The organism is Mesorhizobium sp. IMUNJ 23232, from assembly GCF_044326205.1.
Lineage (GTDB): Bacteria > Pseudomonadota > Alphaproteobacteria > Rhizobiales > Rhizobiaceae > Kumtagia.
This window is the reverse complement of record NZ_JBIRCY010000003.1, coordinates 18,852-44,844: the sequence shown is the minus strand read 5'-3', so window position 1 is coordinate 44,844 and position 25,993 is coordinate 18,852. Positions and strand designations below refer to the sequence as shown.

Here is a 25,993-nt window from a genome sequence, read left to right as displayed (position 1 = left end):
GTTTCCTCACACTATGCTGGCGGCGATTTTTGGAGCGAGGCGTTCGACGGCGGCGATGGTCTCGCCGATATCGTGGCGGGTGAGCACGCCGTCGCGCACCACCTGTTCCCCGCCTACGAAGACGTGGCGGACATCGGACTTGGCCGTCGAATAGACGAGATGCGTGACCGGATCGAACACCGGCACGGCATGCGGGCGTTTCAGGTCGATCAGGATCATGTCGGCGAATTTTCCCGGCTCCAGGCTGCCGATACGGTCGCTGACGCAGAGCGCCTTGGCACCGGCCGTCGTCGCGATGGCGAGCGCCTGGCTGGTGGTGACAACCTCCGGCCGGCCGCTGACGCCCTTGTGCAGCGTCGCGGCAAGCCGCAGCGCCATCCACATGTCGAGGTCGTTGCCGCTGATCGCGCCGTCGGTGCCGAGCGTGACATTGATGCCGGCGTCGAGCATGTCGGGAATGCGCGCCACGCCCGAAGCGAGCTTCAGGTTCGACATCGGATTGTGGGCGACCGACGCGCCGGTGCGGGCGAGGATCTCGATCTCCCCGTCGTCGAGATGGACGCAATGCGCAAGCACGGTGCGCTCGTCGAGCAGGCCGAGGTGATCGAGATGGCGAATAATCGAGCGGCTGTAGCGGCTGGTCACATCGGCCTGCTCGGCCCTGGTCTCCGCGGCATGGGTGGAAAACAGCGCACCATGCTTGTCCGCGAGCGCCTTCGCGGTCTTCAGGTTCTCCGGCGCGACAGTATAGGCGCCATGCGGCAGGATCGACGGCAAGACATCGTCGGCACCGCCGAATTCGTCGAAGAAATGTTCGGCCGCCGCGATGCGGCCGGCGAGGTCGTGACCGGTGACGCCGGGCGGATCGAAAAAGATGCCGCCGGTCGCGACGCGCAGGCCGACGGTTCTGGCCGCCCGCACCGTCTCGGATGGATACCAGAACATGTCCATCACGGTCGTCACCCCGGACAGCAGCAGCTCGGCAAAGCCCAGCACGCTGCCGAGGCGCGACGTTTCCGGGTTGAGGATCGCCCCCTCTGCCTTCCACACGGTCTGCAGCCAGGGCTCCAGCGCCAGGTTCTCGACCAGGCCGCGGAACAGGCTGTCGGCGGCGTGGCAATGCGTGTTGACGATGCCCGGCATCAATATGTGACCGGAGCCGTCGACCACGCGCCGTGCGACCGCCGCCAGCGAAGCGAGGTCGGCGGTGGAAGCGACGCGCACAATGCGGCCGTTCTCCACGGCCAAGCCGCCATCGGCGATCACCGTGCCCTTGGCGTCGCAGGTGACGACCGTTGCGTTGGTGATGACGAGATCCATCTTGTTCTCCCGCTAGGCCGTCTGCCTGCGCCGCCACCACGACAGGCCGACCAGCACGACCAGCGTGGCGAGGTAAGGCATCATGTCGGTGAACTGCTGCGGCAGGCCGAAACCCTGGACGCGGAAGGACAGGCTGTCGACGACGCCGAAGACGACGGCGATCAGGAACAGCGGCAGCGGCCGCCCGCGCGACAGGAGCACGGCCACGACGGCGATCCAGCCCCGCCCGGCGCTCATGTTCTCCACGAACAGATTGACGTTGGCGATCGACAGTTGCGCGCCGGCAAGGCCGCAGAGCGCGCCGCAGCCGATCAGCGCCCAGAGCTGGACCCCGCGCGGGTTGACGCCGCCGGCTTGCAGGGCCGCCGGATTCTCGCCCGCCGCGCGCATCCGCAGGCCGAGCCGATGGCGCGCGAAAAAGATATGCAGCACCCGCACGGCGAGGACCGCCACATAGAACAGGATAGACTGGCCGCTGAGCAGCCGCCCCACAACGGGGATCGAGCCTATGAGCGGAATGTGGATGGGCTCGAAACCCGCGATAGCCGGATCGTTGAAGGCGCCGGTGACGTGGAAGACGGCGCGCAGGAGGAAGGCCGTAAGCCCGGCCGCCAGGATGTTGACGGCGATGGAGACGACGATCGGATCGCCGCCGCGCCTGAGGTTGAATTCGGCAAACACCAGGCCCATCGCGATACCGGCAAGCATCGCCGCCAGCGCGCCGGCATAGGGCGAACCCGAGAAATAGGCGCCTAACACCGCGGCGAAGGCGCCGACCAGCATGAAGCCTTCGAGTGCGATGTTGAAGACGCCGGCGCGTTCGCACAGTGCGCCGCCAAGCGCGGCAAGCAGGATCGGCGTGACGAAGCGCGGCACCGAGGCGGCGAAGGAACTGTCGAAAAGCAGGTCAAGCATCGCCGTCTCCGCCGGCCTTGCGGTGCGAGGAAGCAAGCAGCGCGCCCGAGACTCGGCTGGCGACGAAGAGGATGATGACCGCCTGCATGACCAGCGCGATTTCCTTCGGCACGCCCGCGGCCCGCTCCATGCCGGCCGCACCTGTCTGGATGACCGCGAAGAAGAAGCCCGACAGCGGCACCAGCCACGGGACCATTCCAACCAGAAGCACGGCGATGATGCCGGTCCAGGCGTAGAGCGGCTGCACCAGCATGCCGTCAATATAGCGGTGATGGATGCCGAAGACGGCAATCGCGCCGACAAGGCCGGCGATCGCGCCGCTCATCGCCAGCGTCTGCAGCGCCAGCTTGTGGACCGGCAGGCCGACGGCCCGCGCGAAATCGGCTGATAGCCCGTTCAGGCGCACATGATAACCATGCACGGTCGCGTGGCTGTAGACGATGGCGAAAATGCTCGCCACGGCGATGAACAGGATGCCGATGTCGAGGCGCGTGCCGGGGAAATAGGGCAGCCACATCGCCTGCGGCACGAGATGCGACTGCACCATGCCGGATTCGACGTCGCGGAACGGGTGCGCGACGAGATAGGAGCCGATGTAGCGAATGGGATAGTTGAGCAGCAGCGAACCGACGAGCAGCGGCACGCCGAGATAGAGCTGGAGGACGCCTGCCAGCAGCGCCCACAGCGCACCCGCCGCCATGGCGGCGAGGATCGATATCAGCAGCACGACCAGCGGCGGCCCCGGCAGCATGATCGCGACCAGCGCGGCGACCAGGCCGCCAGCAACCAATTGCCCCTCGCCGCCAATGTTGAACAGGCCGGCGCGAAAGGAGAGCATCACCGAGATCGCCATGCCGACGATCAGAGCGGCGCGGCTGAGCGTTGTCAGGAGGTAGGAGAAGCGGCGGCCGCCAAAGGCACCGTCGACGAAACCGGCGAGCGCTTCTCCGAACGGCGCGCCGGCCAGCGCCATCAGCGCAAGCAGCACCACGGCGATCGAGGCCGCGACGCCAAGCCAGGACAGGAGTTCGCCACGCAGGATGCGGCTCATGCGACGTCCTTCAACGCATCCACCGCGCGCGAGGTCATCAGCTTGCCGATCTGTTCGCGGCTGGCTTCGCCACGCGCTACCTCGCCGGCCACCTTGCCCGCATAAAGGACCAGGATGCGGTCCGACAGCGCCAGGATCTCGTCGAGCTCGGTGGAGACGAGCAGCACGGCGTGTCCCGCGTCGCGCATGCGCATCAGCTCGCCGTGGATGAAGTCGATCGCGCCGATATCGACGCCCCAGGTCGGGTTCTCGGCGATGACCAGCGGCGTCGCGCGGGCGAGTTCGCGCCCGACGACCAGCTTCTGCTTGTTGCCGCCGGACATGGTCGAGGCCCGTGCCGAAGGTCCGCCGACCCGGATGCGATAGCGCTCGATCAGCGAACGGGCAAACCGCGCCATGGCCGGGCGGTTGAGAAAGGCGCCGCGCGAGAAGGCTACGCGGTCGTCGCGCCCGGCATTGGCGTTTTCGGCGACGGTGGCGCCGAGCGCCAGGCCGGTGCGCTGGCGGTCCTCGGGGATGTAGCTCATGCCGATCCGCCGCCGCCTCTCGACGTCGAGCGTCTCGATGCGGACGCCGCAAAGCGTGACGGCGCCTGACGCCGGCTTCAGGCCCGTCAGCGCCTGCACCAGTTCGGCCTGGCCGTTGCCGCTGACGCCGGCGATGCCGACGATCTCGCCCGCGCGCACCGAAAGCGTGATCGGGCCTACGGCCATGCCATGGCCGGCCGCAACGAGCTTGTCGACCGAGAGCACCATGTCGCCGGGCTCGCGCGGCTGGCGCTGCCGGGCGGGCGGCAGTTCGCCGCCGATGATGCCGCGCGCGATCTCCTCCTTGGAGGTCTGCGCAAGCGGACCCGACGCGACCAGCCGCCCGCCGCGCATGACGCTGACGCGGTCGGCGATCTCCATGACCTCGTCGAGCTTATGGGTGATGAGCACGATCGCCTTGCCGGCGCCGCGGAAGCTTTTGAGGATGGCGAAAAGCCGGTCCTTTTCCTGCGGCGTCAGCACGGATGTCGGCTCGTCGAGGATCAGCACCTCGGCCTCGCGGTACAGAACCTTCATGATCTCGACAACCTGCCGCTCGCCGACCGACAGGCCGCCGACCATGCGGTCAAGGCCGATGGCGATGCCATGGCCCTCGGCGCTTTGCCTCAGGCGGCGGCGCGCGGCGGCGAAATCGACGAAGCCGAAGCGGCCGACGGGCTCGGAGCAGAGCACGATGTTCTCGAGGATCGTCATCTCCTCCTGCAGCATGAAATGCTGATGCACCATGCCGAGGCCGGCGGCGATCGCGCCCTGCGGCGAAGTCCAACGCCTGACGGAGCCGTCTATGCTGATCGTGCCCGAAGCGGGCTCGACCAGCCCGAACAGCACATTCATCAGCGTCGACTTGCCGGCGCCGTTTTCGCCGACCACCGCATGGATCTCGCCCGGCGCGATGGCCAGCGAGACATCGTTGACGGCGACCAGCGCGCCGAAGCGCACCGTGATGCCGGAGAGCATGACATGCATCGGAGGAGCCCGCGGGAATCAGGAAGCGAGGCGCCCGCCGCCGGCGCGGAGGGCGATCGAACCCATCACTTGGCGAACATCGGGTCTTCGAGCTTCAGCGAGCCGTCCTCGATGCTCTTGGCGACGCTGCGCATCTTCTCGACGACCTCGGGATGCTTGGCGATCTCGCATTGGCTCGAGGCCAAGTCGGCGTCCTCCAGCGCCATGGCGTCCATGCCGCCTTCCTTGAGGCCGAGCGAGGCCATGGTCTTCTTCTCGCCGTTCAGGATGCCGCCGATCGCCGCGACCATCGCGGTATCGACCCGCTTCAGCGTCATGTCGATGATGTGGCCGGGCAGTTCCGGGCAATGGTTCACGTCCACCGAGAACACCTTGAAATTGCCTTCCTTTGCCGCCTCGAACACGCCGTAGTCGCCGCCGGCGGTGGCGGTGAAGATCAGGTCAGAGCCCGCCGCATGCATGGCGACGGCCTGTTCCTTGGCGCGCACCGGATCGGCGAACGGGTTCTCACCACCCACCCAGCGGATGTCGACATTGACGTCCGGCGCGACGGACTTCACGCCTTGCGCGTAGCCGTCGGTGTAGCGGTGCAGGAAGGGGATATCGAGCGCGCCGACGACGCCGACCTTCTTGGACTGCGTCAGCATGCCGGCGGCGACGCCCATCAGGTAGCTCGCCTCGTATTCGCGGAAGACGGCGCAGTGCACGTTGTCCGGGCGCTCGTCGAAGCACTGGTCGACGATCAGGAACTGCGTGTCCGGCGCGGTCGGCGCGACCTGCTTGACGATGTCGTTGAATTCGAAGCCGAGCAGGACGACGATGTTTGCGCCTTCGTTGATGGCGGCGTTGACGTTGTCCAGCCGTTCGGCGGCGGTCTTGCTCTCATAGGTCTTCACGTCGGCGCCGTATTTCTTGCCCGCGGCCTCGATGCCGGCCTTGCCCATCTGCAGGAAGGCATTGACGCCGATGGCGTCGGGCGAAACGTAGACGAACAGATTGTCGGCGGCCCGCGCATTCGTCGCAAGCGCCGCAACGCCGAGCGCGCCGGCAACGAGACACTTCTTCACAAAACCCATCATCTTTTCCCCTGTCGTTGCAAGACGTTCGGCGCAGCGACGAATCCGCATCGGCGCGAACCCGTCATAACGACGATAGCGGCATCTGGTTGAGGCGACAAACCGGTATCGAGCGGCCGTCTCCTGCTGGACCTCGAAGCGAGAGCCTTTGACAGATATCAAAGCGCTTCCTAACACTTGTCAACGTGGTTCACATTTGTCGAGATGGCCAGGCAGGTTGGAATGTTGGCGCAGTTTTTTATCCCCAGGAACGATCTGGCGGAGTTCTGGACCGGGGAGCGCTGCTACATCACCGAACTGCACAATTGCGACCAGTCGCCGGAAGCGTCGCTCGCGCTCGCCCGCGTCGAGCCCGGCGTGACCACCCAGTTGCACCGTCTCGACGGCGTCTCCGAACGCTACATCCTGCGCAAGGGCGAAGGCACACTGGAGGTCGACGGTATCCGCCAGAAGCTCAAGGCCGGCGACCAGGCGGTGATCCCCGCGGGTGCTGCCCAGCGCATCGAAAATACCGGCGAGACCGATCTTGAGTTCTACTGCCTGTGCGTCCCGCGCTTCCATCCGGCGAGCTACGTCAATCTCGAGGATTGAACCGTCCGGGCGGCTTCGGCGGCGCGGCGTCTTGCTCGGGAGCGCGGGGCTGCGGTCCGTTCGAAATTTTGCCTCAAGGGAGCTGAGATATGGACAAGAGGATGCATGGCGAGACGGGTTCTCTCCATGGGGAAACCTGCGTCGTCACCGGCGGCGGGCGGGGCATTGGGCGGGCGATCGTCGAAAAATTCCTGGCTTGCGGCGCGGCCGTCTATTCCATCGATCTGGTCCATCCGGAAGCGAGCGCTGGCGAGGACCGGCTCGTGTGCCTGGACTGCGACATCACCGACCTCGAAGCCGTCGGCGAGATAGTCCGCACGATCGGGTCCGTGGACGTGCTGGTGAACAACGCCGCGGCGGTGACGCGTGCAGTTCCGATCACCGAACTCAGTCCCGAAGAGTGGCAGCGCACGATAGCGGTCAACATCACCGGCACGTTCAATGTGTCGCGCAGCTTTCTGCCGCTGATGCGCAAGGGCGGCCGCATCATCAACCTGGCATCGACCTTCGCTCATGTCGGCTCCCCAGGCCGTGTCGCCTATTCGACGACGAAGGGCGCCATCCTGGCCTTCACGCGGAGCCTCGCATTGGACGTGGCGCCGCTTGGCATCCGGGTCAATTCGGTGTCGCCCGGCGGCATCGCCACCGACCGGCTGATCGAATTATTCGGCTCGGAAGCGGCGGCGGAAGACTATCTGCTGCCGCTCCATCCGATCGGTCGAACCGGCAAGCCGGCCGACATCGCCGACGCCGTGTGGTTTCTGGCCTCGCCGCATTCGAGTTTTATGACCGGCGCGGACCTGCTGGTCGACGGAGGATATACCGCTCAGTGAGAGCGAAGCTATTTGCTTGCCAATTTTTCGAACGTTCGTTAGAAATGCGTGAAGTCGGTTCCGGAGGAGGATGGGAATGCCGCAAGGCCAACCGGGGGCGCTCGCCGGCACCAGGGTTATCGACCTGACGCAGATGCTCGCCGGGCCGTACTGCACCATGATGCTTGCCGACCATGGCGCCGAGGTCATCAAGATCGAGCCGGTGGATGGCGATCCGACACGGCATTTTGGGCCGTTTCCGGCCGACGACACCGCGCATCATTTCGGCGGCTATTTCCAGAGCACCAACCGCAACAAGCTCAGCCTTGCCCTGGATCTGAAGAAGCCGGAGGGCAAGAAACTGCTGTTGAGGCTGGTGCGGGACGCCGACGTTCTGGTGGAGAATTTTCGAGCAGGCGTCATGGACCGCCTCGGGCTCGGATACGAGGTGCTGGCGAAGGAGAACCCGCGCCTTGTCTATGCGTCCATCCGGGGCTTCGGCGATCCGCGTACCGGTGCCAGCCCGCATGTCGACCGGCCGGCTTTCGACGTCGTCGCCCAGGCGATGGGCGGCGCGATGGGCATCACCGGGCCGGACGAGCGGACGCCGATCAAGATCGGACCGGGGATCGGCGACATTTTTCCCGCCGCGCTGGCGGCGTTCGGGATCCTGGCGGCATATCATCACGCCGCCCGCACAGGGCAGGGGCAGTTCGTCGACGTAGCCATGTATGACAGCATCGTGTCGCTCTGCGAGCGGATGGTCTATCAATATTCGTATACCGGCCGTTCGCCCGTTCCCGAAGGCAACCAGCATCCGATCCTGTGCCCGTTCGGCACCTTCCCGGCACGCGACGGGCAGGTGACGATCGGCTGTCCGCGCGATTCCTTCTGGACCGAGTTGACGGAGATCATGGGGCGGCCCGAGCTTGCGAGCGATCCGCGCTTCCGCACCAACAACGACCGCCTGGCGCATCGCCGGGAAGCGGTCGCGCTGGTCGAGGAGTGGACGCGCACCCGCAGCAAGGCCGAGATCGCCGAAGCGCTCGGCGTCCGCGTGCCGTTCGGTCCGGTCAATACCGCCGCCGACATCTATGCCGATCCGCATATGGCCGTCAGAGAGATGCTGGTCGAGGTCGAGCATCCCGGCTCGTCCGCGCCGGTCACCATCGCGTCGACGCCGATCCGCATGACCGTGACACCCGGCGGTGTCGTGCGCCGCGCGCCGACAACCGGCGAGCATACCGACGCGGTGCTGCTCGCCCTGGGCGTCGGCGCGGACGAGATCGCCTCGCTCCGGGCCGCGAAGGTCATCGCCTGAGCCTTTGTCCGCGGCTTGCGCCGGGCGGCCGTCAGCGGATGGGCGAAAAGCTTGTCGGCCTGAGGATCGCCGATTCCATCGTCTGGATCAGCGGCGTCGTCTTCGGTCCGAAGGCGATCCATTCCGGATCGGCATAGAGCCTTGCGCGCTTGTCGTCGCGGTCGGCCATGCTGTCGTAGCTCCACATGGTGATGACCTGGTTCAAGGGGCCGATGTCGGACACGAAATAGCCGACCATGGTCAGGTACTTGGTGTGCAATGGCAGGCCCTCGCGTTCGTACAGGGCCAGGAATTCCTGCACTTTTCCGGGATGGAAGGTGTAGGTGCGCTTTTCGATGATCATGCTGTCCTCCGCGTCATGCGCATCCTAATCGCGGCATTGCAGAAAATCAAACGTATGTTAGAAATTGCGAAAGGTGCCGGTTTGAATCACGTCGTTCCCCGGTTCGCCATCGCTCAGCAGGGAGGCGCAAGATGATCGAGCGGACGCTGTTTTCGGAAGAGCACGAGATTTTTCGGGAGTCCGTCAGGCGCTTCATGGAGAAGGAGCTCGCTCCCCATCACGAGGAATGGGAGGAGAAGGGCGAGGTGCCCCGGTGGGCATGGAAGCGGGCGGGCGAGCAGGGGTTTTTGTGCGTCGCCATACCGCAGGAATGGGGCGGGGTCGGCGCCGACCGGCGCTATTCGATCATCCTCATGGAGGAGCAGTCGCGCCTTAATCTGACCGGGCTCGGCTTTCCGCTGCATTCGGACATCGTCGCGCCTTACATCGATCACTATGGCACGCCCGAGCAGAAGCTGCGCTGGCTGCCCGGGATGGCGACCGGCGAATACGTCGCCGGCATCGCCATGACCGAGCCCGGCGGCGGGTCCGATCTGCAGGCAATCCGCACCACGGCGGTCCGCGATGGCGACGACTACATCATCTCCGGCCAGAAAACCTTCATCACCAACGGCCAGACCGCCGACCTTTTCCTGGTCGCCTGCAAGACCGACCGTGCGCAGGGGGCGAAGGGAATCAGCCTGATCGTGGTCGAGACCGACCGGCCCGGCTTCCAGCGCGGCCGGCGGCTGAAGAAGCTCGGCACCAAGGCCCAGGATACATCGGAGCTCTTCTTCAACGAGGTGCGGGTGCCGGCCTCGAACCTTATCGGCGAGGAGGGCAGGGGTTTTGCCTATATGATGCAGGAATTGGCGTGGGAGCGCATGCATGTCGGCATCCAGGCGGTGTCGTGCTGCGAGGCGGCGCTGGAGTGGACGATCGACTATACGCGCAACCGCAAGGCGTTCGGCAAATCGGTCATCGATTTCCAGAACACCCGCTTCCAGTTGGCCGAGATGAAGACCGAGGTGCAGGTCGGGCGCATTTTTCTCGACCGCTGCCTGGAACTAGTGTTGCAGAACAAGCTCGACACCACGACTGCCGCGATGGTGAAGCTGTGGACCAGCGAAATGCAAGGCAAGGTGCTGGATGCGCTGCTGCAGCTCCATGGCGGCTACGGCTTCATGTGGGAGTACCCGATCACGCGCGCCTTCGCCGACGCCCGGGTGCAGCGCATCTATGCCGGCACCAACGAGATCATGAAGGAGCTGATCGGACGCACGCTATAGGTGCGTTGGCCGGCATGCCGGCCGACCGGCCGGATCGGTTAGGAAGCGAGCTCAGCCTTGCGCTTCAGGGCGAACTCGCGCCAGCCGATGCCTGGCCGGCCGGTCACCTTCTCCACCGTGTCGAAGACGGCATCGGCCAGCGGCATCTCGCCGCGCTCGGTGGCCGCGACACCCTCGGCGAGGCTCGCGGCGTAGAGCGGCTCGGCGCCCATCTTCTGCATGATCGGAAACAGGTCCGACGCGGGCCGCGGGCGGTATTCCACCGGCCTTTCAGTGACCTCCGACAGAATGGCGGCGACTTCCGCAAAAGTCAGCGCCTCGACGGCGAGCGGGTAGGTCTTTCCGGCGTGCGGGGCAGGGTTGCGCAGGCTCTCGGCGGCCACGGCTGCCATGTCGTCCGATGATATCCACGACACGCGGCGCCCGCCGACGAAATGGACGATGCGGTCCGGCCGCTGCACAAAACCATTCCACACCGTGTCCATGAAGAAGTTGGGTCGCAGGTGCGTCCATGAAAAACCCATCGCCTCGGTCGCCCGTTCGACGAGCTGGTGCCAGGCGAAGTGGGCGAAGGGCGTGTCGTCGGCCGCCAGCGCGCCGAGATGCACGATATGCCCGACACCTTCCGCCTTCGCCGCGTCGAGCAGGCGCTTGGAATGGACCAGCATGTCCACCGAATAGCCGGTCAGCAGAAAGACCGCGTCGACGCCTTCCAGCGCCGGACGCATCGTCGAAGGTGCGTCGAAATCGAAGGTGACCGGCGAAAAACCGTGACGCGTCAGTCTTTCGGCACTCTCGGCGCTGCGCGCCGCGCCCAGCAGTTCGATCCGTCCGGCATCCGCGTCCGGCTTGAGCAGTCGCATCGTCGCGCCGCCCACCGTGCCCGTGGCCCCGGTCACCAGGATCCGTCTCGGCATCTCGCCTCCCACTGCGCGCCTCCTTGCTTGACCGCAAGAGAATTCTAACAGATGTTTGTTTTCTACAGGAGGAGTATCCGCCATGTCCAGCCCAGAAGCATCTTTCCCGGCGAAGGGCCGGCAAGGGGCGGCGCGCTGCCGGGCCGGGGGGCGGCCGGGCATGCCGATCACGATCGCACACTTTTCCGTTGCACTGTTTTCGAACAGGTGTTAGTTTTTATTCGCGAGGCGGCCGGGCGGCCGCCGGGAAGAGTTTTTCAGGGCCGTCGAAGCCCGTCCGAAGGAGCCTCCGCAGCTCCCGAGGCCAGTCAGGAGGATGCGGATCGTGCGTCGTCTGGAAGGTAAGCTTGCCGTCGTCACCGGCGCTGCAAACGGGATCGGCCGCGCCTCGGCGCTGCGCTTCGCGTCCGAGGGTGCTGATCTGGCGATCCTCGATCTCGCGGCCGACGGGCTGGAAAAAGTCGCCGAAGAGGCCCGCAAGGGTGGAGCCAAGGTGCTCACCGTCGCCGGAGACTGCACGAAGGAGGAGTTCGTCGTGTCCTCCTTCAAGTCGATCTATGACGAATTCGGTTTCGTTGACGTGCTGATGAACAATGTCGGCCAGAGCGCGCGCGAACGTGCTTCCGAGTTCTACAAGTCGGACCCCGAGGTCTGGCGTTTCGTCGTCGACGTCACGCTGTTCTCAACGCTTCTCGCCTCGCGCCAGGTGGTGCCGTCGATGCGCGAGGCCGGGCGCGGCAAGATCGTCAACGTCGCGTCGAATGCCGGCATGGCCGGCGAGATCGGCATCAGCGAATACGCCGCCGCCAAGATGGGCGTGATCGGCTTCACGCGCTCGCTGGCGCGCGAGCTCGCGCCGTTCAAGGTCAACGTCAACGCGGTCTGCCCGGGCGTCACCAAGACGCGGGTCGTCGACCGCATACCCGAGGACATTCTCGAGAAGATCCGGGCCTCTATCCCGCTCGGCTATTTCGCCGAGCCGGAGGACATCGCCGCCGCCGCGGCTTTCCTCGCCAGCGACGATGCCCGCTACATGACCGGTCAGTCGGTCGTCGTCGACGGCGGACGCTGGATGATCTGACCGTATGCCGGCCTGCTCACCAGGCCGGCCCGCGATCGCAAAAGAACGATTTCAGGATTTCATGGACAAGGTGCCGAAGATGGCGGGAATGCTCGACAACAAGGTGGTGCTGGTCACGGGCGCGGGGCGCGGCATCGGCCGCGAGATGGCGCTGCTGATGGCCAGTCACGGCGCCAGGCTGGTGGTCAACGATCCCGGCGTGTCGCTCGACGGCAAGGACGAGACGGACGGTCCTGCCAACGAAGTCGTTCGCGACATCAAGGCGTCCGGCGGCGAGGCGGTCGCGGACTACGGCAGCGTCGCCGATCCGGATGCGGCGAGGGCGATGGTCAAGCTGGCGGTGGACACCTTCGGCAGGATCGACGTCGTGGTGAACAATGCCGGCATCCTGCGCGACGTCATCTTCCACAAGATGACCGACGAGGATTGGGACTCCGTCATCAAGGTGCATCTCTACGGCAGCTACAATGTCAGCCGCGCCGCCGCCGAGCATTTCCGCAAGCAGGAGAGCGGCGCCTTCGTCCACATGACCTCCACGTCCGGTCTGGTGGGCAACCCGGGCCAGGCGAACTATTCGGCGGCCAAGATGGGCATTGTCGGCCTGTCGAAGTCGCTGGCGCTCGACATGGCGAAGTTCAACGTGCGCTCGAACTGCATTTCGCCTTTCGCCTGGAGCCGGATGGTCGGATCGATCCCCAACACGCCCGACCAGGAGGAACGGCTGAAGGGCTTGCGCATGCTGACGCCCGACAAGATCGCCCCGGTCGCGGTGTTTTTGGCCAGCGACGACGCGAAGGACGTCAACGGCCAGATATTCGCGGTGCGCGGCAACGAAGTGTTTCTGATGAGCCAGCCGCGTCCGCTGCGCTCGGTGCATCGTTCGGAGGGTTGGACCCCGGAGACGCTGCGCGACCACATGCTGCCGACGCTGAAGACGTCCTTCATCCCGCTGCAGATGTCGCGCGACGTGTTCTCCTGGACGCCGGTCTGACTGATGGCCGACTACCGCCGCTACGACGAGGTGTCGGTCGGGGATGCGTTCCCCGCCGAGCCGCTGACCTTCGCGGTGACGGAGGGCGTCGTCGATGGGTTCCTGCGCGCCACGGGCAATGACGGCGCCGCCTATCGTGCCACGCCGCGCCGCGCGCCGTCGATGATCGCTTCCGTCTACCTGATCGACCTTCTGATGGCGCGACGCAGCCCGCCGGGCGGCATCCATGCCAAGCAGGCGATCCGCTTCCACCGCGCCGTCGAGATTGGCGAGAAACTGGCGATCCAGGCGAGCGTGGTCGAAAAATACATCCGCAAGGAGCGGCCCTACGTGGTGTCCGACTTCGAGGCGCGTGGCGAAGACGGTTCGCTCGTCTCGTCCGGGCGCATCACCTCGATCTGGGGACGGGACCAATGAGCGCGAGCCTCGCCATGCGCGCCGACGGCGATCGGCTCCCGGTTCTCACCCGTCATGTCGATCAGAAGGCGATCGACGCCTATGCCGAGGCGTCGGGCGACTTCAACCCGATCCATGTCGATCCGGACTATGCCAGCACAGGTCCCTTCGGCCGCACCATCGCGCATGGCCTGATGACGCTCGCCTATGTTGCCGAGATGCTGAACGACTGGAGCGGCGGCGCGTTCGACGAGACGGGAGAAATCGACGTCGCGTTCGTCGCGCCGGTGTTTGCCGGCGACATGCTGGAGGTGACCGGCCTCGTCGAGGAGATGGTCGTACGCGACGGGACCGAGTGCGCGCGCGTCAAGCTGCTTGTGAGCGCCGGCGGGCGGCAGATCCTCGCCGGGCATGCGATCCAGCCGATCAAGAATCTAGGGAACTGACATGGCGCGCGAAGCGGTGATCGTCGGGGTGGGCGACGTGCCCCTCAAGGACGGCAAGGTGGTGGGCGGCGGCTCCGTGCTGCAGGTGCAGGCGCGCGCCGCGAAGGCCGCGCTTGACGATGCGCGCATTCCGATGCGCTACGTCGACGGTCTCCTGGTGGCAGGCCTCTGGGGGGTGCCGGGGCCAGGGCAACTGCCCTCGGTGACGCTCGGCGAATATCTCGGCATTTTTCCACGTTTCGCCGACAATACCAATATAGGCGGTTCGGCCTTCGAAGCCCATGTGGCGCACGCCGCAATGGCCATCGAAAAAGGCTATTGCGACGTTGCCCTTATCGTCTACGGGTCGACGCAGAAGAGCGAGCGCAGCCGTACGCTGGGCGGGCGGCCGCCGGTGCTGACCATGCAGTTCGAGAATGTCTGGGGCATTCCGCAGCCTGTCGGAGGTTATGCGCTGGCCGCGCGCCGCCACATGCACGAGTTTGGCACCACCGAGGAGCAACTCGCCGAGATCGCGGTCGCGACGCGCAAATGGGCGAGCCTCAACCCGGCCGCCACGATGCGCGACCGGATCGGCATCGACGACGTGATGAACTCGACAAGGATCTCCGACCCGCTCAAGCTGCTCGACTGCTGCCTGGTGACTGACGGCGCCGGCGCGGTGGTGATGACCACGGCCGACAATGCCAGGGCGCACGGCGCCAAGGCGATCCACATCCGCGGCTACGGCGAGGCGCATACCCACTGGTCGATCGGCGCCATGCCCGACCTCGCGCGCCTCACCGCCGCCGAGATGGCGTCGAAGCGCGCATTCGAGATTGCCGGTGTCGGCCACGACGCGATCGATCTCGTCGAGTGCTACGATTCCTTCACGATCACCGTGCTGATGACACTGGAGGCGCTGGGATTCTGCAAGCCAGGGGAGGGCGGTCCGTTTGTATCCGGCCAGCGCACCGCGCCGGGCGGCGTTTTTCCGCTCAACACCAATGGCGGCGGGCTCTCCTATTGCCATCCCGGCATGTACGGCATCTTCCTGCTGGTCGAGGCGGTCCGCCAGTTGCGCGGCGAGGCTGATGAACGGCAGGTCGCCGATGTCGCGACGGCGCTTGTCCACGGCACCGGCGGCACGCTGTCGTCGGGCGCCACCGTCATCCTGTCGAACAACTGAGGCGAAGTGCGATGAGCGAAGCCTACGAGAAGCCGCAGCCGGTCATCGATCCCGGCACAAAACCATTTTGGGATGCCGCGCGCGCACACCGGCTGTCGATCCCGCGCTGCCGTTCCTGCGGAAAACATCATTTCTACCCGCGCGAACTCTGTCCACATTGCCATTCGGCCGAGTTGGACTGGACCGATGTCAGCGGCAAGGGCGAGATCTATTCCTACACCATCGCGCGCAAGCCCGCCGGTCCGGTCTTCGCCGCCGACGTGCCCTATGTCATCGCCATGATCGCGCTCGACGAAGGTCCGCGTATGCTGACCAACATCGTCACCGGGGATGTCGAGCAGGTGCGCATCGGCGACCGCGTCACGGTGCGGTTCGACGACGTGACGGCCGAACTGACGCTGCCGAAGTTCACGCTCGACAAGGAATGAGATGAACACCGCGCTCATCCCCGAGGAGATCGTCCGGATCGGCGAAAGCCTGCTCCGCTTCGTCGACCAGGAGGTCGCGCCGATCGAGGCGGCCAACAAGGCGCTGTTGTCCTCGGACCGCACCATCTTCGACGAGAACGGCCGCTTCACGCCCGAGGTCGAGGCGCTGAAACGCCGGGTGCGGATGAAGTCGGCCGAGGCCGGATTCTACACCATGTTCGGTCCCGAGGAACTCGGCGGCGGCGGGCTGGGGCCGCTCGCCGCGGTCTATCTGAACGGGCTGCTGTCCACGCATTGTGGGCCGGGACGGACGCTTGTCCATCCCGTGGTCATTCCGTCGCCCTTCACCAACGGCCTGTCGCCGGTGCTGACCTTCCTCGATCCCTCGCTGCGCGACCAATATCTGCCACTGCTCGGCTCAGGTGACAGGACGCTGTGCTTCGGCCTGTCGGAACCCGATGCGGGCTCGGACGTGTTCGCGATGAAGACGCGGGCGGTGAGGGACGGCGACGACTGGGTGATCACTGGCTCCAAGCAGTGGATCACCAACGGCCCGTATGCCGACTATGCGATGATCTTCGCGGTCACCGATCCGGACCTTGCCACGAAGCGCAAGGGCGGAATCACCGGCTTCTTCGTCGACACGAAATGGCCGGGCTTCAATGTGGTCTCGACCATTCCGATCATGGGCCAACTCGGCGCCGAGATCGGCATCCTGTCGTTCGATCGCCTGCGCGTGCCCGACAGCCATCGGCTTGGCGCTATCGACCAGGGACTGAAGGTAGCGATGCGCGGCGTCAACACCGGCCGGCTCGGCCTGTCCGCCACCTGCATCGGCATGGCGCGGTGGGCGCTGGTCCAGGCCGTCGAATACGCCAAGGTGCGAAAGACTTTCGGCAGCGTCATCGGCGACCATCAGGCGGTTCAGATCCTGCTCGCCGACAGCGCCGCCGACATCTACGCAGCCGAGACCATGCTGGTCGACTGCGCGCAAAAACTCGAGCGGGGCGACAAGGCGCTGGCCGAGACGTCGATGGTGAAGCTGCATTGCACCGAGGCCGCCAACCGTGTCTTCGACCGCTGCATGCAGGTGCATGGCGGCATGGGCCTGACCAACGAGCTCAGGCTTGAAGCCGGCTACCGCTTCACCCGCTCCATGCGCATTCCCGACGGTACCAGCGAGATCCAGCGGCGCACCATCGCCCGCGACCTGCTGGCGAACGGCGTAAACTTCTGAGCAAGCCCATGAAACACGTCACGCCTTCCGCCAGCCCAGAGCAGTTTGCATTCAGGTTGACCCATTCTGCCGGGCCGGTTTGGGCCAAATCCTTCGGGCTTCGTCTTGTCCGGGCCACCAGCCCAGCCTTCGACGAAGCCCTCGACCTTGGCCCAATCCGCCGCCGGCAGAATGAGTCAACCTGAATGCAAACTGCTCTAGACGCCCTGTTCCGCCCCCGCTCGGTCGCCATCCTCGGTGCTTCCGACGACCCGACGCGCATTTCGGGCCGTCCGGTGCGCTACCTCATCGAAGGCGGCTTCAATGGGCCGATCTATCCGGTCAACCCGAACCGCAACACCGTTCAGGGGTTGAAGGCGTACAAGGCGCTGGCCGACGTGCCGGAAACGCCCGACGTGGCGCTGCTCGCGGTGCCGGCATCGCTAACCGAGCAGTCGGTGCGCGAATGCGTGGAAAAGGGCGTCAAGGGCGCGATCATTTTTTCGGCCGGTTATGCCGAGAGCGGCGAGGACGGGCTCGCCATCCAGAAACGCATCGCCGACATCGCGCGCGCTGGCGGTCTTCGGCTGCTCGGTCCCAACTGCCTCGGCATCTTCAATCCGCGGATCGGCTTCTTCGGCACCTTCACCCAGTCGCTCGACAAGGAGATGCCCGGACCCGGACCGCTCGGCATCATCAGCCAGTCGGGCGCCTACGGCTCGCACATCGCCTATCTCGCCCGCCAGCGCGGCATCGGCATCAACTACTGGATCACCACCGGCAACGAGGCCGATGTCGACGTCGCCGAGAGCCTCGAATGGATGGCGGCGCAGGACGACATCAAGGTCATCATGGCCTATGTCGAGGGCGTGCGCGACGGCGGGCGCTTCCGCCGCGCCCTGGCGCTGGCGCAGGCCGCGCGCAAGCCGGTGATCATGATGAAGGTCGGACGTTCCGAGGTCGGCGCCAAGGCGGCTTCCTCGCACACGGCGTCGCTGGCCGGCTCCGACGCCATCTACGACGCGCTGTTTCGCCAGTACGGCGTGCATCGTGCGGCGACCACCGAGGAGCAGATCGACGTCGCCTATGCCTGCGCGCGCGGCATTTTTCCCCGAGGCAACAAGCTCGGCGTAGTCACGCTGTCCGGCGGGGCCGGCGTGCTGATCTCGGACGCCGCTGAGCGCTACGGCATGGACGTGGCGCCGATGCCGGAAGCCGCGCAAGCGACGCTGAAGGCGCTGCTGCCCTTCGCCACCGTCGTCAACCCCGTCGACACGACGGCGCAGGCGCTGAACGACATGGGCCTGCTGGCCAGGAACATGGAAGTCATCCTCGACCAGGGCGGCTACGACGCGCTGCTGGGCTTCTTCTCCACCGTGCCCAATACGCGCACGCTGTCCGGCCCGTTGCGCAACGCCATCGCCAAGGGCTGCGAGCGTTTTCCCGACCGGCTGATCGCGCTGGAAATGGTGGCCGACGCCGAAGTCGTCAGGGAATACGAGCGGGCGGGTTTTCTCGTCTTCGAAGACGCGGACCGCGCCGTCGCCGCGCTCGCCGCGCTTGCCCGCTTCAGCCAGGCCTTCGATCGCGCCGAGACGCCGCCTTCCATCGCGGCCGCTGTCCCGGTCGGGCACGAACCGCTGTCCGAGCATGCGGCGAAGGCGCTGCTCGGCAAGGCCGGCATTCCCTTCCTCGACGAGCGGCTGGCGGGGGACGCCCGCTCCGCCGGCGACGCCGCCGATGCCATCGGCTATCCGGTGGTGCTGAAGATCGTGTCGCCCGACATCGAGCACAAGACCGAGATCGGCGGCGTGCTCGTCGGCATCGGCGACAGGAACAACGTGGAGGCCGGCTTTGCCACGCTCATGGATCGCGCGGCGAAACATCGCCCGGATGCCAAGATCGAGGGCGTCCTGGTCGCGCCGATGGCGAAGAGGGGCGTCGAAGTGATCGTCGGCGTGTCGCGCGACCCGGTGTTCGGCCCGGCGGTGATGTTCGGCCTCGGCGGCGTGCATGTCGAGGTGCTGAAGGACGTCACTTTCCGGCTCGCGCCGTTCGGGCGCGATGAGGCGCTGCGGATGATCGGCGAGATCAGGGGGCGGGCCATGCTCGACGGCGTGCGCGGCGCGCCGCCGTCCGACGTGGACGCGCTGGCGGACCTGCTCGTCAGCGTCTCCGAGTTCGCGGCGGCGCATCGCGACGATGTGGAGACGATCGACCTCAACCCGGTCGTCGTTCTGCCGGCGGGCGAGGGCGTGGTGGCGCTGGATGCATTGGTTGTACCTTGCCGTGCGAATCGATGACCCAGGCTTCGGTGGGTCGGTTTGCGCTTGAGTTCGAAAAATTTTCGAACTATCGTTAGAAAATGTGGCGCTGCAACCGCGGCACACGGGAGGACACGCATGGACGTCGATTATTCGGGCTACAAATATTTCCTGTTCGACAAGCAGGGCCGCACCATGACGGTGACGATGAACCGGCCCGACCAGCTCAACGCCATGACCTGGGACATGCACGAGGAAAGCTCGCGCATCTTCTACGATCTCGGCATGGACCACTCCATCGACGTGGTCATCTTCACCGGCGCCGGCCGCGCCTTCTCGGCCGGCGGCGACATCGTCGGCATGAAGATGATGTACGAGGACACCGAGATGTTCGACCGCTCGATCAATGAGGCGAAGAAGGTCGTCTTCGGCATCCTCGACTGCGAGAAGATCATCATCGCCAAGGTGAACGGCGACGCCGTCGGCCTCGGCGCGACGATGGCGCTGTTCTGCGACATCATCTTCGCGGCCGATCACGCCCGCTTCGGCGATCCCCATGTCAAGGTGGGCCTTGCGGCGGGAGACGGCGGCGCGGTGATCTGGCCGCAGGCGATCGGTTATGCCAGGGCCAAGGAATATCTTTTGACCGGTGACCTCATCGCGGCCAAGGATGCCGAGGCGATGGGACTCATCAACTACGCCGTCCCCGCCGGCGAACTCGACGCAAAAGTCGACGCCTTCGCCAAGAAGATCGGCTCGGGCGCGATGAAGTCGATCAAATATACCAAGACCGCCATCAACATCGGTTTGAAGCAGCTTGCCCACACCATGATGGATACCTGCATGGCCTACGAGGCGCTGACCAACCGCAGCCAGGACCATCTGGAGGCGATCAACGCCTTCTCGGAGAAGCGCAAGCCGAAATTCACCGGACTCTGAGGCGCGGGAGGCACAGGCGGCAGGGAGGCAGAGGATGGATTTCGGCGAGCCCGAGCACGTAGCCATGCTGCGCGACAGCATCCGCCGGATGCTGGAGCGCCACGCCAGCCGCGAGATGATGGCCAGGTGGGACGAGGAGGACAAGGTTCCGCGTTCGCTGATGGGGCCGATCACCGAGCTCGGCGTCTGCGGCATGACCATTCCGGAAGAGTATGGCGGCTCGGGCCGCGACATCCTCGCCACCATGGTGACCGTGGAGGAGCTGTCGCGCCGCTCCATGGTGATCGCCACGCTCTACCTGATGAATTCCTGCTACGGGTCGATGAACATTTTGGCCTCCGGCAGCGAGGAGCAGAAGCAGCGCCTGTTGCCGAAGCTCGCCAACGGCGAGCTGCTGTTCGCCTACGGCCTGTCGGAGCCGGACGTCGGCTCCGATCTCGCCAGCGTCAAGACCCGTGCCGAGCGCCACGGCGATAGGGTGATCGTCAACGGCTACAAGCGCTGGTGCTCGGGAGCGGAGAACGCCGACTACATCTACGCGCTGGTACGCTCCGGCGAGCCCGGCGCCCGCTACAAGAACCTTTCCATCGTGCTGATCCCGCCGACCGCAAAAGGGGTCACGCTGACGCACATCCCGGCGCTCGGCGCGCGCGGCCTCAACACCAACGACGTGACGCTCGACAATGTCGAGATCCCGATCGAGGACGTGGTCGGCGGCGAAGAAGGCTGGAACCAGGGCTGGTCGAAACTCGCCGGCCCGGCGCTGGAAGTGGAGAAACTCGAGGTCGCCGCCATGGCGCTGGGCATCGCCGCACAGGCCGTCGACGACGCCTGGGAATACTCCCAGACCCGCAGCCAGTTCGGCAAGCGTATCTGCTCCCACCAGTCGATCCGCCACATGCTGGCCGATGCGCAGACAAAACTCGCCGCCGCGCGGCTGATGCTTTACCGGGGCTGCTGGCTGGCGGACAACAACCTGCCCTGCTCGGCGGAGACCTCGATGGCAAAGATGTATGTCTGCGAGACTGGGCTGGACATCGTGCTGACCTGCCAGAAGGTGATGGGCGCCTATGGCTACGCCAAGGGTTTTGACATGGAGCGTCACGTGCGCGACATGCTCTTGATGCCGATCATCGGCGGCTCGACGGCGATCCAGAAGAACAACATCGCGAACCGCATGGGCCTGCCCAAGGCGTGACGCGCCGGCCGGCGGAGGGACTGGGATGATCGAAACGCTTGGCGACGTCCTGCGCAACAATGCGTACAAGTTTCCGGACGAGACCGCCTACTCCTATCACGGACGGGTCGTGACCTTCGCGCGACAGCTCGAGCGCGGCAACAGGCTGGCCTCGGCGCTGTGGAGCCGCGGCATCCGCCGCCAGGACCGCGTGTCGATCCTCTCCCAGAACACCATCGAGTTCATGGAAGCCTACGCGGCCTGCGAACTGGCTGGCTTCATCGCGGCGACCGTCAACTGGCGGCTGGCGCCGCCGGAAATTTCCTACATCCTCGGCGACTCGACCCCTCGGGTGCTGATCTTCGAGGCGCAATATGCCGCCAGCGTCGAGCACATCCGCGACAAGCTGGGGTTCGTCGAGTTTTTTCTGTGCTTCGGCGGGCCGGTGCCTGAATGGGCGGAGGACTACGAGGCGTTTGTCGCGGCCGGCGATCCGGCCGGCGCGCCGACCCGGCCGCTGCCCGACGAGATCATGCACCTGATCTACACATCGGGGACGACGGGACGGCCGAAAGGCGTGATGCGCACCCACCGCGCGGAGATCGCCATCGCCATCCTGATGGCGACGGAACTCGGCCTCATCGTCTCCGACCGGCTGCAACTGATGATGCCGATCTTCCATGTCGGCGCGCGTTTCCTGCAACTCGGCGTGCATATCCGCGGCGGCAGCGTCGTGCTGCACCACGACTTCAAGCCGACTGATATCGTCGAGACGATCGCGCGCGAGCGGGTGACCATGACGCATATGGCGCCGACCATGGTGCAGGCCGTCCTCAACGTGCCCGGCATCGAAAAGATCGACCTCTCCTCGCTCCACACGGTCTGCTATTCCGCCGCTCCCATGCCGGTGCCGCTCTTGAAGCGCGGGCTGAGGCTCCTCGGACCGGTCTTCCTGCAGCTCTACGGCATGACCGAGGGCGGCGGCACGACGCTGCACAAGCGCCAGCACAGGCCGGACGGCACGCCGGAGGAGATCAAGCGTCTCGGCTCGGTCGGGCAGGCGGCGCCCAATGTGGGATTGCGCATCGTCGACGACGAAGGCCGCGACCTGCCTGCCGGACAACCCGGCGAAATCCTCATTAACACCACCAGCCGCATGGCCGGCTACTGGAACAATTCGGCCGCCACCATCGCCGCCCTCAAGGAAGGCTGGTACTACACCGGCGACCTCGGCTACGTCGACGAGCAGGGCTTTCTCTATCTCGTCGACCGCAAGAAGGACATGATCATCTCCGGTGGCGAGAACATCTATTCGCGCGAGGTGGAGGAGGCGCTTGCCGCGCATCCCGCCGTCATGGACGTCGCCGTGATCGGCGTGAAGGACGACTACTGGGGCGAGACGGTGCGCGCCATTGCCGTGCTGAACCCCGGCCAGGCGGCAGCCGAGGCCGAGCTGATCGAGCACTGCAAGACGCTGATCGCCAGCTACAAAAAGCCCAAATCGGTGATCTTCACCACCGAGCTTCCACGCCTGCCGAGCGGCAAGATCAACAAGGTCGCGCTGCGCCAGATGTATGGCGCGCCGCATGTGAAGGCGAACTGAGATGAACGCGGTTCACTTATCTTCTCCCGCCGCGTGCCGCAGCACGATCGCATACGGGCCTGCTCTGTCAAGTGATCCTCCCCGCCTCGCCTGCGGCGAGACGCTGAGGCACCACCCCCTCACCGGCCCTTCGGGCCACCTCTCCCCCTGCCTGGGGGAGAGGATCGCAGCGTCGACGACTGGCGCGAACGCCACGGCCGGCTATCCTCTCCCCCGGGCAGGGGGAGAGGTGGCCCGAAGGGCCGGAGAGGGGGTGGTGCCGAACCGAGCCGGCGAAGCCGGATCGGGAGCGGATAAGTTCCAGACGCGATTGCCCCGCTGCTACCAGGCCCCGCCGCTCCTCGACGGCTGGCCGCGAGAGCCGCGCGATGCGCTCGTCGTATGGCGTGGCGCCGCTGGCATTCCGGACATCGTGCGTTTGCCGGGAGTGGTGCAATGACTAACGGCCTTGGCACGGCGATCGTCACGGGAGCGGCCAAGGGCATCGGCCGCGGCATTGTCGAGCGTCTGGTCGACGATGGATACCACGTCGTCGCGCTCGACCGGCTGGAGGCCGTCCACGACGTGGCCGATGGGTTGCGGGCGGCGGGGGCGCGCATCGATTCGGAGGTTGTCGACATCCGTGACCGCGTCGCCATCGCCGCGGTCATGGAGCGTTTCGCGCCGCTCGACGTCATCGTCAACAACGCGGCGATCACCGGCACATTCCATTTCGAGGAACTGACCGAAGAGCATTTTCGCGAGGCCTTCGACATCAACGCGGTCGGCACCTTCATCGTCGCGCAGGAAGGCGCCCGGCGCATGCGCAACGGCGGGCGGATCGTCAATATCGCCTCGCGCTCCTTCGCCGGCGCGCCGCAGATGGCGCACTACGTGGCCTCCAAGACCGCCGTGGTCGGCCTGACCCGCGCCATGGCGATCGACCTGTCGCCGCGCGACATCCGCGTCAACGCCGTCGCGCCCGGTGTCGTCGACACGGACATGCTGCATTACATGACGCCGGAGCGGCAGAAACTGATGCTGTCGCTGCAACTGCTCGGCCGCATCGGCCAGCCGGAAGACATTGCGCGCGCGGTTTCCTTTCTCGCCTCCCCCGAAAACCGCTACATCACGGGACAGGTGCTGATCGTCGACGGCGGGCGTTCGCTCGGCCAGGGCCAGCTCCCGCCGGAGGAATCGCCCTATGCCTGAACTCTCCGAGGAACGCCGCCTGATCCAGCATTCGGCGTGCGAGTTCACGCGCGCCGTGGTGCGGCCTACGGCCGACAGGCTCGATCCGGTCAAGGGCGAGATTCCGCGCGGCCTCATCGAACAGATGGCAGAACTTGGCTATTTCGGCATCCTGATCCCCGAGGAATATGGCGGGCTTGGCCTCGGCGCCTTCGAATACTGCCTGGTCGCGGAGGAACTGGCGCAGGGCTGGATGAGCGTCGCCTCGCTGATCGCGCGCGGCAACGCACTGATCGGCTCCCTGAAGGCGATGACGCCCGAGCAGAAGAAAATCTACCTGCCGCGCATGGCGAAGGGCGAGTTCCTCGGCGCCTTCTCGCTGTCCGAGCCGGATGCCGGTTCGGACGTCGCCAACATCTCCTGCCGCGCCAAGCGTGTTGGCGACGAATGGGAGATCACCGGCAACAAATACTGGTGCACCTTTGCCGACGGCGCCGACTTCATCATGGTGTTCGCCCGCACCGAACAGGCGGCCGACCCGAAGGCGCGCCACAAGGGCATTTCCGCCTTCATGGTGGAAAAGCCGCGTGGCAGGCTGCCCGAAGGCGTCTCCGGCAATCCGATCCCGAAGATCGGCTATTTCGGCTGGACCACCTGGGAACTCGCCTTCGACAAGTGCCGCGTGCCGGCGCAGAACCTGATCGGCGAGGAGGGCAGGGGCTTTTATCTCGCCACCGCCGGGCTGGAGACGGCGCGCGCCCATACGGCGGCGCGCTCCATCGGCCTCGCGCAAGCCGGTCTCGACGACGCCGTGGCCTATGCGCAGCAGCGCCGCCAGTTCGGCAAGGCGATCTCGTCGTTTCAGGCCATCCGCTTCAAGATCGCCACCATGGCGACCGAGATCGAGGCGGCGCGCGCGCTGATGTACGCGGTGTGCGAAAAGATCGACCAGGGCGTGCGCTGCGACAAAGAGGCGTCGATGGTAAAACTGTTCGCCTCCGAAATGTCGGAGCGGGTCACCAGCGAGGCGCTGCAGATTTTTGGCGGCGGCGGCTACACGACGCTGAACCAGGTCGAGCGCCACTGGCGCGACGCGCGGCTGACCAAGATTTTCGAGGGCACGTCCGAGATCCAGATGCGCATCATCTCCGATCACATCCTCGGGCGGGACTGAATTTCTCGGACAGTCAAAGCGCGCGCACCCGCGGCCCACGCGGCTTGTCGTCGGCCGGTGGCTGCGCTGCGCCGGCGAGTTCGGCGTTGCCGGTCAGGCCGTCCAGCACGAAGGAGGCGAATTCGCGCGCCACGTCCTCGATCGTGCGGCCGCCCGGCTTGAACCATTCCACAGTCCAGTTGAGCGCGCCCAGGATGAACAGTCGCGCCAGCGTCAGATTGGCTGAGGTCCGGAATTCGCCGCGGGCATGGGCATTTGCAAGGATGTCCTGCCAGATCGCGCCGTAGGAATCGCGCAGCCGCAAATTCTTGACGCGGATCGCCTCCGGCACCTGGCCGAAGACGCGCCGCGTCGCCAGCGTGTAGTCGCCGACCTCGATGATTGCCGAAAGGTGCGCCGTTATCGCCGCCTCGATGCGCTGCCGCCCGGTGGCGTCGTCGGGCAGGGAGGCGAGCGCCTCCGTCACTCGGTCGGTCACCGCATGGATGCCGATGTCGAGCACGGCGCTGATCAGGTCGTCCTTGGATTCGTAGTGATAATAGATGCTGCCGGCCTTGAGATCCGCCTCGTCGGCGATCGCCCGCATCGTCGTCCCGGCATAACCGTAGTCGCGAAATATCTTTGCCGCGGCGTCCAGCACACGCTTTTGCGAAATGGCCGATTTCGCCAGCTTCTTCGTCATCTACAACCTTCTCCCGGGGTAATCGCCGCTACACCTTACGCCGCGATTCGATTCCATGGAATGGTTTCGAACAATGGGCCGGTTTCGATATTTTCTAACTAGTGTTAGGTTTTCGACTGGTGTAGGTTAT

The 25,993-nt window shown here is 65.7% G+C and carries 25 protein-coding genes; 17 read left to right on the top strand and 8 right to left on the bottom strand.

Annotated elements, in window-relative coordinates; genetic code table 11:
* Positions 1 to 6: 6 nt before the first annotated feature.
* The 5 genes from ACH196_RS03045 to ACH196_RS03025 all read right to left on the bottom strand — a co-directional run bounded on the left by ACH196_RS03045 (position 7) and on the right by ACH196_RS03025 (position 5,876).
* The gene (locus tag ACH196_RS03045; RefSeq protein WP_396644836.1) at positions 7 to 1,320 is read right to left on the bottom strand and encodes an amidohydrolase family protein; all 1,314 of its coding nucleotides are present in this window, start codon (positions 1,318 to 1,320) and stop codon (positions 7 to 9) included.
* A 12-nt stretch (positions 1,321 to 1,332) separates the two neighbouring features.
* Entirely contained in the window at positions 1,333 to 2,235 is a 903-nt protein-coding gene (locus tag ACH196_RS03040; protein ID WP_396644834.1) for an ABC transporter permease, read from the bottom strand.
* Positions 2,228 to 3,286 (bottom strand): ABC transporter permease, encoded by a 1,059-nt coding sequence (locus ACH196_RS03035; RefSeq protein ID WP_396644832.1) that lies wholly within the window; start codon positions 3,284 to 3,286, stop codon positions 2,228 to 2,230. The genes ACH196_RS03040 and ACH196_RS03035 overlap by 8 nt, the downstream gene beginning before the upstream one ends.
* On the bottom strand, positions 3,283 to 4,800 hold the full coding sequence (locus tag ACH196_RS03030; RefSeq protein ID WP_396644830.1) for an ABC transporter ATP-binding protein: 1,518 nt from the start codon (positions 4,798 to 4,800) through the stop codon (positions 3,283 to 3,285). The genes ACH196_RS03035 and ACH196_RS03030 overlap by 4 nt, the downstream gene beginning before the upstream one ends.
* 65 nt (positions 4,801 to 4,865) lie before the next feature.
* Positions 4,866 to 5,876, bottom strand: coding sequence for a BMP family ABC transporter substrate-binding protein (locus tag ACH196_RS03025; RefSeq protein WP_396644828.1), 1,011 nt, complete (start codon positions 5,874 to 5,876; stop codon positions 4,866 to 4,868).
* A 222-nt stretch (positions 5,877 to 6,098) separates the two neighbouring features.
* Here ACH196_RS03025 and ACH196_RS03020 point away from each other — a divergent pair, with 222 nt between their 5' ends.
* The 3 genes from ACH196_RS03020 (at position 6,099) to ACH196_RS03010 (ending at position 8,600) form a co-directional block, all read left to right on the top strand.
* Positions 6,099 to 6,467: a cupin domain-containing protein gene (locus ACH196_RS03020; RefSeq protein WP_396644826.1), complete on the top strand. Its 369-nt coding sequence runs from the start codon at positions 6,099 to 6,101 to the stop codon at positions 6,465 to 6,467.
* An 89-nt stretch (positions 6,468 to 6,556) separates the two neighbouring features.
* On the top strand, positions 6,557 to 7,300 hold the full coding sequence (locus ACH196_RS03015; protein WP_396644824.1) for an SDR family NAD(P)-dependent oxidoreductase: 744 nt from the start codon (positions 6,557 to 6,559) through the stop codon (positions 7,298 to 7,300).
* A gap of 76 nt (positions 7,301 to 7,376) precedes the next feature.
* Entirely contained in the window at positions 7,377 to 8,600 is a 1,224-nt protein-coding gene (locus ACH196_RS03010; protein ID WP_396644823.1) for a CaiB/BaiF CoA transferase family protein, read from the top strand.
* Positions 8,601 to 8,631: 31 nt separating this feature from the next.
* Here the strand turns inward: ACH196_RS03010 and ACH196_RS03005 are convergent, their stop codons facing one another.
* Entirely contained in the window at positions 8,632 to 8,943 is a 312-nt protein-coding gene (locus tag ACH196_RS03005; RefSeq protein ID WP_396644821.1) for an NIPSNAP family protein, read from the bottom strand.
* Positions 8,944 to 9,074: 131 nt separating this feature from the next.
* Here ACH196_RS03005 and ACH196_RS03000 point away from each other — a divergent pair, with 131 nt between their 5' ends.
* Complete coding sequence (locus tag ACH196_RS03000; protein ID WP_396644819.1) at positions 9,075 to 10,211, top strand: acyl-CoA dehydrogenase family protein; 1,137 nt, start codon at positions 9,075 to 9,077, stop codon at positions 10,209 to 10,211.
* A gap of 38 nt (positions 10,212 to 10,249) precedes the next feature.
* Here the strand turns inward: ACH196_RS03000 and ACH196_RS02995 are convergent, their stop codons facing one another.
* A complete protein-coding gene (locus tag ACH196_RS02995) occupies positions 10,250 to 11,128 on the bottom strand; it encodes an NmrA family NAD(P)-binding protein (protein ID WP_396644818.1) in 879 nt (292 codons plus the stop codon).
* Between the two features lie 325 nt (positions 11,129 to 11,453).
* On the opposite strand from ACH196_RS02995, the gene ACH196_RS02990 reads away from it, so the two are divergent.
* The 13 genes from ACH196_RS02990 (at position 11,454) to ACH196_RS02930 (ending at position 25,181) form a co-directional block, all read left to right on the top strand.
* Positions 11,454 to 12,209: an SDR family NAD(P)-dependent oxidoreductase gene (locus tag ACH196_RS02990; RefSeq protein ID WP_396644816.1), complete on the top strand. Its 756-nt coding sequence runs from the start codon at positions 11,454 to 11,456 to the stop codon at positions 12,207 to 12,209.
* A 79-nt stretch (positions 12,210 to 12,288) separates the two neighbouring features.
* The gene (locus ACH196_RS02985; protein WP_396645023.1) at positions 12,289 to 13,200 is read left to right on the top strand and encodes an SDR family oxidoreductase; all 912 of its coding nucleotides are present in this window, start codon (positions 12,289 to 12,291) and stop codon (positions 13,198 to 13,200) included.
* A 3-nt stretch (positions 13,201 to 13,203) separates the two neighbouring features.
* Positions 13,204 to 13,617 carry a hypothetical protein gene (locus tag ACH196_RS02980; protein ID WP_396644814.1) on the top strand — a complete coding sequence of 138 codons (414 nt, stop codon included), beginning with the start codon at positions 13,204 to 13,206 and terminating at the stop codon, positions 13,615 to 13,617.
* A complete protein-coding gene (locus ACH196_RS02975; RefSeq protein WP_396644812.1) occupies positions 13,614 to 14,042 on the top strand; it encodes a MaoC family dehydratase in 429 nt (142 codons plus the stop codon). The genes ACH196_RS02980 and ACH196_RS02975 overlap by 4 nt, the downstream gene beginning before the upstream one ends.
* A gap of 1 nt (position 14,043) precedes the next feature.
* Positions 14,044 to 15,210, top strand: a complete 1,167-nt coding sequence (locus ACH196_RS02970; protein ID WP_396644810.1) for an acetyl-CoA acetyltransferase — start codon at positions 14,044 to 14,046, stop codon at positions 15,208 to 15,210.
* A gap of 11 nt (positions 15,211 to 15,221) precedes the next feature.
* Positions 15,222 to 15,638 (top strand): Zn-ribbon domain-containing OB-fold protein, encoded by a 417-nt coding sequence (locus tag ACH196_RS02965; protein WP_396644808.1) that lies wholly within the window; start codon positions 15,222 to 15,224, stop codon positions 15,636 to 15,638.
* 1 nt (position 15,639) lies between these two features.
* Complete coding sequence (locus tag ACH196_RS02960; protein WP_396644807.1) at positions 15,640 to 16,875, top strand: acyl-CoA dehydrogenase family protein; 1,236 nt, start codon at positions 15,640 to 15,642, stop codon at positions 16,873 to 16,875.
* A 185-nt stretch (positions 16,876 to 17,060) separates the two neighbouring features.
* Positions 17,061 to 19,157, top strand: a complete 2,097-nt coding sequence (locus ACH196_RS02955; RefSeq protein WP_396644805.1) for an acetate--CoA ligase family protein — start codon at positions 17,061 to 17,063, stop codon at positions 19,155 to 19,157.
* Between the two features lie 99 nt (positions 19,158 to 19,256).
* Positions 19,257 to 20,057, top strand: a complete 801-nt coding sequence (locus ACH196_RS02950; RefSeq protein ID WP_396644804.1) for an enoyl-CoA hydratase/isomerase family protein — start codon at positions 19,257 to 19,259, stop codon at positions 20,055 to 20,057.
* Between the two features lie 34 nt (positions 20,058 to 20,091).
* Complete coding sequence (locus tag ACH196_RS02945) at positions 20,092 to 21,255, top strand: acyl-CoA dehydrogenase family protein (protein WP_396644802.1); 1,164 nt, start codon at positions 20,092 to 20,094, stop codon at positions 21,253 to 21,255.
* A gap of 25 nt (positions 21,256 to 21,280) precedes the next feature.
* Positions 21,281 to 22,837: a long-chain-fatty-acid--CoA ligase gene (locus tag ACH196_RS02940; RefSeq protein ID WP_396644800.1), complete on the top strand. Its 1,557-nt coding sequence runs from the start codon at positions 21,281 to 21,283 to the stop codon at positions 22,835 to 22,837.
* A gap of 435 nt (positions 22,838 to 23,272) precedes the next feature.
* On the top strand, positions 23,273 to 24,028 hold the full coding sequence (locus ACH196_RS02935) for an SDR family NAD(P)-dependent oxidoreductase (RefSeq protein WP_396644799.1): 756 nt from the start codon (positions 23,273 to 23,275) through the stop codon (positions 24,026 to 24,028).
* Positions 24,021 to 25,181 (top strand): acyl-CoA dehydrogenase family protein, encoded by a 1,161-nt coding sequence (locus ACH196_RS02930; RefSeq protein WP_396644797.1) that lies wholly within the window; start codon positions 24,021 to 24,023, stop codon positions 25,179 to 25,181. The genes ACH196_RS02935 and ACH196_RS02930 overlap by 8 nt, the downstream gene beginning before the upstream one ends.
* 13 nt (positions 25,182 to 25,194) lie before the next feature.
* On the opposite strand, the gene ACH196_RS02925 is transcribed toward ACH196_RS02930, so the two are convergent.
* Positions 25,195 to 25,863 (bottom strand): TetR family transcriptional regulator, encoded by a 669-nt coding sequence (locus ACH196_RS02925; protein ID WP_396644796.1) that lies wholly within the window; start codon positions 25,861 to 25,863, stop codon positions 25,195 to 25,197.
* Positions 25,864 to 25,993 lie beyond the last annotated feature (130 nt).

Coding starts and splice junctions, on each gene's coding strand:
- ACH196_RS03025 (WP_396644828.1), bottom strand. CDS start 5,876: ATGGGTTTTGTGAAGAAGTGTCTCGTTGCCGGCGCGCTCGGCGTTGCG.
- ACH196_RS03020 (WP_396644826.1), top strand. CDS start 6,099: ATGTTGGCGCAGTTTTTTATCCCCAGGAACGATCTGGCGGAGTTCTGG.
- ACH196_RS02940 (WP_396644800.1), top strand. CDS start 21,281: ATGATCGAAACGCTTGGCGACGTCCTGCGCAACAATGCGTACAAGTTT.
- ACH196_RS02985 (WP_396645023.1), top strand. CDS start 12,289: ATGGCGGGAATGCTCGACAACAAGGTGGTGCTGGTCACGGGCGCGGGG.
- ACH196_RS02980 (WP_396644814.1), top strand. CDS start 13,204: ATGGCCGACTACCGCCGCTACGACGAGGTGTCGGTCGGGGATGCGTTC.
- ACH196_RS02965 (WP_396644808.1), top strand. CDS start 15,222: ATGAGCGAAGCCTACGAGAAGCCGCAGCCGGTCATCGATCCCGGCACA.
- ACH196_RS02925 (WP_396644796.1), bottom strand. CDS start 25,863: ATGACGAAGAAGCTGGCGAAATCGGCCATTTCGCAAAAGCGTGTGCTG.
- ACH196_RS03015 (WP_396644824.1), top strand. CDS start 6,557: ATGGACAAGAGGATGCATGGCGAGACGGGTTCTCTCCATGGGGAAACC.
- ACH196_RS02950 (WP_396644804.1), top strand. CDS start 19,257: ATGGACGTCGATTATTCGGGCTACAAATATTTCCTGTTCGACAAGCAG.
- ACH196_RS03030 (WP_396644830.1), bottom strand. CDS start 4,800: ATGCATGTCATGCTCTCCGGCATCACGGTGCGCTTCGGCGCGCTGGTC.
- ACH196_RS03035 (WP_396644832.1), bottom strand. CDS start 3,286: ATGAGCCGCATCCTGCGTGGCGAACTCCTGTCCTGGCTTGGCGTCGCG.
- ACH196_RS02970 (WP_396644810.1), top strand. CDS start 14,044: ATGGCGCGCGAAGCGGTGATCGTCGGGGTGGGCGACGTGCCCCTCAAG.
- ACH196_RS03000 (WP_396644819.1), top strand. CDS start 9,075: ATGATCGAGCGGACGCTGTTTTCGGAAGAGCACGAGATTTTTCGGGAG.
- ACH196_RS03045 (WP_396644836.1), bottom strand. CDS start 1,320: ATGGATCTCGTCATCACCAACGCAACGGTCGTCACCTGCGACGCCAAG.
- ACH196_RS02930 (WP_396644797.1), top strand. CDS start 24,021: ATGCCTGAACTCTCCGAGGAACGCCGCCTGATCCAGCATTCGGCGTGC.
- ACH196_RS03010 (WP_396644823.1), top strand. CDS start 7,377: ATGCCGCAAGGCCAACCGGGGGCGCTCGCCGGCACCAGGGTTATCGAC.
- ACH196_RS02945 (WP_396644802.1), top strand. CDS start 20,092: ATGGATTTCGGCGAGCCCGAGCACGTAGCCATGCTGCGCGACAGCATC.
- ACH196_RS03040 (WP_396644834.1), bottom strand. CDS start 2,235: ATGCTTGACCTGCTTTTCGACAGTTCCTTCGCCGCCTCGGTGCCGCGC.
- ACH196_RS02935 (WP_396644799.1), top strand. CDS start 23,273: ATGACTAACGGCCTTGGCACGGCGATCGTCACGGGAGCGGCCAAGGGC.
- ACH196_RS02960 (WP_396644807.1), top strand. CDS start 15,640: ATGAACACCGCGCTCATCCCCGAGGAGATCGTCCGGATCGGCGAAAGC.
- ACH196_RS02995 (WP_396644818.1), bottom strand. CDS start 11,128: ATGCCGAGACGGATCCTGGTGACCGGGGCCACGGGCACGGTGGGCGGC.
- ACH196_RS02955 (WP_396644805.1), top strand. CDS start 17,061: ATGCAAACTGCTCTAGACGCCCTGTTCCGCCCCCGCTCGGTCGCCATC.
- ACH196_RS03005 (WP_396644821.1), bottom strand. CDS start 8,943: ATGATCATCGAAAAGCGCACCTACACCTTCCATCCCGGAAAAGTGCAG.
- ACH196_RS02975 (WP_396644812.1), top strand. CDS start 13,614: ATGAGCGCGAGCCTCGCCATGCGCGCCGACGGCGATCGGCTCCCGGTT.